The 6,962-nt window shown below is 41.2% G+C and carries 5 protein-coding genes; all 5 read left to right on the forward strand.

The features are described 5' to 3' along the window. Positions 1-812: sulfatase-like hydrolase/transferase (locus MWU78_RS22050; protein ID WP_247001944.1), on the forward strand; the 812-nt coding region annotated here is incomplete at its 5' end. Positions 813-844: 32 nt separating this feature from the next. Further along, positions 845-1,852, forward strand: a complete 1,008-nt coding sequence (gene fbp / locus MWU78_RS22055) for a class 1 fructose-bisphosphatase (RefSeq protein WP_247001946.1) — start codon at positions 845-847, stop codon at positions 1,850-1,852. Positions 1,853-2,609: 757 nt separating this feature from the next. Beyond that, complete coding sequence (locus MWU78_RS22060) at positions 2,610-4,037, forward strand: DUF1593 domain-containing protein (protein WP_247001948.1); 1,428 nt, start codon at positions 2,610-2,612, stop codon at positions 4,035-4,037. Between the two features lie 36 nt (positions 4,038-4,073). Continuing rightward, complete coding sequence (locus MWU78_RS22620; protein WP_247001950.1) at positions 4,074-5,372, forward strand: nucleoside hydrolase-like domain-containing protein; 1,299 nt, start codon at positions 4,074-4,076, stop codon at positions 5,370-5,372. A 454-nt stretch (positions 5,373-5,826) separates the two neighbouring features. Continuing rightward, complete coding sequence (locus MWU78_RS22070; RefSeq protein WP_247001952.1) at positions 5,827-6,840, forward strand: phage integrase SAM-like domain-containing protein; 1,014 nt, start codon at positions 5,827-5,829, stop codon at positions 6,838-6,840. Positions 6,841-6,962: the final 122 nt, after the last annotated feature.

A 6,962-nucleotide genomic window follows, 5' to 3' on the forward strand; every position in this document is an offset into this window, starting at 1 on the left:
CCTATGGTACACCCCACGCGCCATACCACACTGCCCCGTTGGAATATAGGAACCGATTTGATCCGGAAAAGATCCAACTCCGAAGAAATGTACCCGATAGTCTTAAGGAACGGGCAAAAAAGGATCTGGCAGGTTATTATTCTCATATAGCGGCACTGGATGATATGATAGGCAAGGTGATAAAAAATCTAAAGGATTCCGGTCAATTTGATAATACCATCATAGTATTTACTGCAGATCATGGGGATCTATTGGGCTCCCATGGAGCCTATAAAAAGCAACAACCTTACGAGGAATCCGCAAAGGTACCTATGCTGTACTATATTCCTGAAAAATTAAAAATCGCTGCGGGAGAACGGGATGCTTTAATGAATTCTGAAGATATCATGCCCACCCTTCTAAGTCTCTGTGATATTTCCATCCCCAATACTGTGGAAGGATTCGATTATAGGCTTTATATGGAAGGGAAAGAGGAAATAGGGCATGCTACCTTACTCACCTGTGTACAACCCTTTGGACAATGGAACAAAGTACAGCATGGTGCCAGGGAGTACAGGGCCATTAAAACCAAACAGCACACCTATGCCAGGGATTTGAACGGTCCGTGGTTGCTTTTTGACAATATTAATGACCCCTATCAATTGAACAACCTAATAGGCAATGAGGGCTACACAACCCTTCAGGACGAATTGGAAAAACAGCTATCCCAGCGTTTGAAAGAAACTGGGGATGAATTTCTTCCGGGAATGGAATACATTAAAAAGTGGGGCTATCCGGTTGATGAAACAGGTACGGTTCCCTATACTGAATAGAACTGAGTTTAATATTTCGAAATATCTTAATAATGACCAAACAAAAAAAGACCCTTGGAGAGTTCATTTTTGATAACCAATCCGCTTTTCCTTATTCCACTGGGGAGCTTTCAAAGCTCATAAATGCCATACGGCTTGCTGCCAAAATAACAAACCACGAAGTAAATAAGGCAGGATTGGTAGATATTTTAGGGGATGCCGGAAACACAAACATACAAGGGGAGAACCAACAAAAATTGGATGTATACGCAAATACAAAGTTTATCCAGACTTTGGTACAACGAGGAATTGTATGCGGAATTGCCTCCGAAGAGGAAGATGACTTTATAGCTGTAAATAGTCATGACGGTAAAAACAATAATAGTTATGTAGTACTGATCGACCCTTTGGATGGGTCGTCCAATATTGATGTCAATGTTTCCGTGGGCACCATATTTTCCATTTACAGACGTATTTCACCCGTAGGGAAGCCTGTTGAAATGAGCGACTTTCTACAACCGGGAAAGAATCAGGTTGCTGCTGGGTATATTATGTATGGAACATCAACCATTTTAGTCTATAGCACAGGAAGAGGCGTCAATGGCTTTACCCTAAATCCCGCATTGCGAACTTTCTACCATTCCCATCCCAACATGCAATTCCCCGAAACAGGTTCCATATATTCTGTAAATGAAGGCAACTACATACATTTTTCCAAAGGGGTAAAAAAGTATATAAAGTATTGCCAAATGGAAGGAGGAGATAGACCCTATGCCTCTAGGTACATAGGCTCTTTGGTCTCTGATTTCCACAGAAATTTAATAAAAGGAGGCATATATATGTATCCCAGAATTGGGCCTGAACAAAAGGGCAAATTGAGATTGACCTATGAATGCAACCCTATAGCATTTCTAACGGAACAGGCCAACGGCATTGCCACAACAGGTGCCGAAAGAATTCTTGATGTACAACCAACGGAACTGCACCAACGTGAGGCCATATTTTGTGGAAGCAGAAAAATGGTGGAGCAATTGATGGAGTTTATTGCCACTGAAGATTAGAAGAAATAGATTTTGTAGGTACAAAAAGTGGTAAACCTAAGCGCGACTTACCAATATTCAAGGTAATATCATGTGTTGACTTGGAAGTATCTCCCCTGTTGAATCCCTATTCCTAATAATCTTCCATTATTCTGATAACAATTGGCTAACCACAAGACAAAACGGGTAATAAGACGGTCCGTTATAGAACCAATTGATTATCCTACATTTTACTCAAAACGAGCCATTCTTCCTTGGTAGCAGGTAATGTTTAGTGTTAAACATTACCTGCCATTTCCCATTCTTTTCAGTCAAGAGTGCATTGAAATAGATAAACCTTTCTGTTCGGTGGCCATTCTCTTCCAATAATTCGTATCTAAATGTGCCATTTAAAAAATGGCATTGGCTTAATCGGAATGGATTCCTATGGCATGGGACACATCCTTGACTTTAAATGGTTTTGTGAGGTTTTGGGCAATTAATAAGGCCATTTGCTCTACAAGGTTCATTGGGGGCAGTTCCATCTTGAGCTCTTTTTCGGCAATATTGGATATTTTAGTAGTCGAGATGATATCAATAGAAACTTGTTGGAGGAAATAAGTGATAATCGAAGGAACGGTTATAGTTGGTATACAAATGCACCGGAAAAAGTATTAAAAAAATATTCCGAATGGTTGGCAAACACTAAGCTATCAAGGAATTAATAAATATGCCTGGCTTTTACAGAACTTTAAGATAACAATTAATCTATATTTGGAGCACCCTTAATATTATTGCTATGAAAACATTCTATTTTTTTATTTCCTTTTGTTTGGTATGCTATACCACAACTTATGCCCAAATAAATCAAAAAAACAGAATAATTGTTTTAACCGACATTGAAGCCGACCCCGATGATAAGCAGTCTTTGGTGCGTCTGCTTTTGTATTCCAGCCAAATTGACATAAAGGGAATTGTGGCTACGACTTCTTGTTGGTTACAGAACAGAATAGCCCCTGAATCCATAGAACGGGTTATTCAGGCCTATGGCAAAGTGCATCCCAACCTTTTAAAGCATGAAGCTGGTTTTCCCAAACCGGAAGCATTGGTATCACTTATTAAAAACGGTCTTCCGGAATATGGCATGAAAGGCGTAGGCGATGGAAAAAATTCAGAGGGTTCCGAGTGGATAATCAAAACATTGGAAGAAAAAGATGATCGCCCGTTGTGGATTTCAGTTTGGGGCGGTGTCAATACTTTGGCCCAATCCCTTGACCAAATCAGGAAAACAAAAAGCAAGAAGGAGGCTCAAAGGCTTATCTCAAAACTCCGAGTCTATACCATCTCTGACCAAGATGATAGCGGTATTTGGATACGGAACAATTTCCCATACCTGTTTTACATCGTAAGTCCAGGAGATTATTACGGTACTGCCACTTGGACAGGTATCAATAGCCATATAAAAGGAATAGACAATAGTTTGATCAGTAATTCTTGGATAGCCCAAAACATTCAACAAAATCATGGCCCCCTGGGAGCTGAATACCCAGATGTTGCATGGGGCGTAGAGGGAGACACCCCGGCATTTTTATCGTTAATACCCAATGGACTTAACGCGCCTGAACATCCGGAATGGGGTGCCTGGGGTGGACGCTATGAATTGTACAAGCCCGATTTCTCAGAAACAAAAAAAGGGAGCTCCATTGTAAAAATTGCTCCTGAGACCAGGGCAATTTGGACCAATGCGGATGATAATTACACCCCCTACGTTCCTAAGGAATATGGCCGTTCCGTTAAAAAGGATACCATTACATTCAAAGATAATAAAGTAACGTTATGGCGCTGGAGGGATGATTTTCAAAATGATTTTGCTGCCCGTATGGATTGGTGTACCCAAACATATGAGGAAGCCAACCACCCACCCGTACCCGAATTGACCCATTCCGATCGTTTAACGATAAAGTCGGGCGAAGCCTTTAGCCTGGATGCATTTAATTCTACCGACCCTGATGGTGACAATCTAAGTTATTTGTGGTTCCAATATCCAGAGGAAGGTTCATACAAAGGAAAAATAGATTTGGGCGCAGAGAACGTTCATGTTGTAGACCTTAGGGCACCAAAAGTAGAAAGGAAAGAAACAATTCATTTCATTTTAAAGCTCACGGACAAGGGCTCACCTTCATTGTCACGATACAACCGAGTAATTGTTACGGTACTTCCAAATTAGTCGGTATCCACGAATTACGATTAAAATAAAACAACCGTGAATAAACTAATTCTTATACTTTCATTCTTATTTCTACAAGGTTGTGCCACTAAAAACATCAAGCAAATTGTAGTTAAACCTCGAATACTTATCAGTACCGATATAGGTGGCACAGATCCGGATGACAATCAATCCATGATTCATTTTTTGATGTATAGCGACCTATTTGAAACCGAAGGATTGGTGTCTTCACCCTCTTATGGTTTTGGAACAAAACAAAATATCCTCGACATGATCACTTTGTACGAAAAGGATCTGCCCAAGTTAAAAAAGCATAGTGCGGAATTCCCTTTGCCAGATTCGTTACGGGCTTTCACCAAGCAAGGCCGAAAAGGTGCTGTTCCCTATGTAGGTTACGCCTCTTCGACCGAAGGCTCGGATTGGATTGTGACATGTGCTAAAAAAGAAAGCAACAACCCTCTTTGGGTTCTCGTATGGGGAGGTCTTGATGATCTGGCCCAGGCTTTACATGACTCTCCTGAAATTCAAGATGCGATTAAAGTGTATTGGATCGGAGGTCCCAATAAAAAATGGAGCACAAATAGCTATGCTTATATTGCTGAAAATTTCCCTAAGCTTTGGTTCATCGAGGCCAATGCTTCATACAGAGGTTTTTTTAGTGACACTAATGTTCAAGATAGTTTAAAGGGCGATAAGTATTACGAAAACTACTTAAGCGGTGGCGAATATTTAGGCAAAGATTTTAAGAATTATTATAAAGGGGATATTAAAATGGGAGATACACCTTCACTTCTATATGTAATGAACGGAGACCCTAACAATCCACTGGCTGATAACTGGGGAGGTAGTTTTGAAAAATTCAGTCTTAGCCCAAGGATTGTATATTCGCGAAATACTACCCTTGCCGATACCGTTTCAATATATTCCATTGTAGAATATCAGTTAGATGGTCCAAAAATACCCATCCCTTCAGATTCTATTTGTTTTACAATGACAGTACATGCAGGAGTTGGAGAACAAAAATGGCCAGGATTTTATCTTGGTGAGGGTAAATACGGGATTCGATATGCCCCTAAAAAGTCGGAAACATTGACTTACGAGATTAGCTCAGATATTCCTGGGTTCCCGAAGCAAAGAGGTCAGTTGGTCGTAAACAATGCCTGGCCTGGAAAAGCTTTGGCTAGTGATTTTAAGCTAGGGACGAATTGGTATACGGACTCTACTGACCCACAATTGTTCGATAATGAATGGCAAGGCGCCAAGACAGTACTAAAATGGCGTAGCCATGTCTTAATGGACTGGGCCAAGCGCTGGACCTGGTTAAAAGAGTGTTGAAAGTCATCTTTTGAGAATTGACAATGCTCAGAAACTAGGCGTTATCCGTCCTTTCCTTTACAGATAGACTACAATTTTTGCTAGACCCTCCTTTATTTGGGCGTTCCCTCCTACGTCGGTCGGGCACTTGGCTATATCCCTTGCATTGCTGCGGGGATGCCGCCGCGGTCCCTAACGCACAATAAAAACTCATCTTTATAAACCAAAAAAGGCTCCCAATTTCTTGGAAGCCTTGTCTTTGTTACTGTGGGCCCTACTGGGTTCGAACCAGTGACCACCTGCTTGTAAGTCTATAAGATAGGACATCAAAACATGGTACACACCTATCTTATTCGACTTAATATCAATGACTTATGTAATAATGACTTAATTTGTAGTCATTTGCAGCCATTTGATATCAAGGAAAAGTGCGCGTTTTTATTTCTTACCTTTTACTTATAATATCCAAGGAACAATGGCCAAGGTAAGTCTGATACTCGACACAAGGAAAAAATCCAAAAGCAGGATTACCGGGCTATATCTCATAGTCCTCAAGGTCTTCCACAAAAAGAACAGACTGCTCCGTATTGGCCACTGCACCTCCCTTGCCGGATGGGATTCAAAAAACCATCTTCTTCGCAAATCTTCACTAGCAAACAATGGTCTGGATTACCAAAAGATAAACGCAGAACTTGGCGATAAGTTACATTGGGCCAAACAAGTGGTATACGAGCTCGGCGATAGTATCGACCGGTTGGATGTCGACCTCCTTTTGGACCATATCAAGGTCAGATGGGATAGCGAACTGGATTTTGAGATTAAAAAGAAGGTCGAAAATAATATCACCCTATCCCAATGGGGAAGTGTGCTTATCAACAGAAAACGGGTAGCGAACATTCCGGGAACGGCACCATGGTACCAAAGTGGTGTGGATGCCATGACCAAATTCAACAATGGAAAGGATATGATGCTGTACGATATTACCCTGACATTTCTCAGGGACTTCGAGGCCCAACCACTGAAAAAGGGAAATTCCAAGAACACCATAGGGATGTACATTAGGGCGATACGGTCCATATACAATAGTACCATCAAAGAGGACGAATTTGTTCCGCTTAAAAATCCGTTCGATCACTATAGAACACCATCAAAGGCGAGGACAAAAAAGAAGGCTGTGACAAAGGTCAAGATCATGGATCTAAAGAAATTGGAATACGAGGAGAAAAGCCCTCTTTGGCATGCCAAAAACTATGCCCTGATCATGTTCTACTGCAGGGGGTATGAACTTAACGATCTGGTCAAGCTCATGGCGAAGAATATTGAGGGTGACCGTCTTCTATATGGCAGAAGCAAAACGGGCGACCCCTTCTCGGTCAGGATTACCGAAAGTCTTGGCAACATCTTGGAGTTCTACCTTAAGGGGAAACAACCCGAGGACTATTTGCTTCCCACAAACTATGACGGCAGTACTAACCTGAGTTCGATCTAAGCTTTTAATAAAATAATGTCAATTGTGAGGTGTTTTCTGTTTCAAATTTGATTCCCGGTTTTTTTCTTGAAAGGAGTAGGCGATAAGGCTGGCCACCAAGTTGGTAATGAAGTTTCCAAAGC

It is taken from the genome of Arenibacter sp. F26102 (genome assembly GCF_023015865.1).
GTDB lineage: Bacteria > Bacteroidota > Bacteroidia > Flavobacteriales > Flavobacteriaceae > Arenibacter.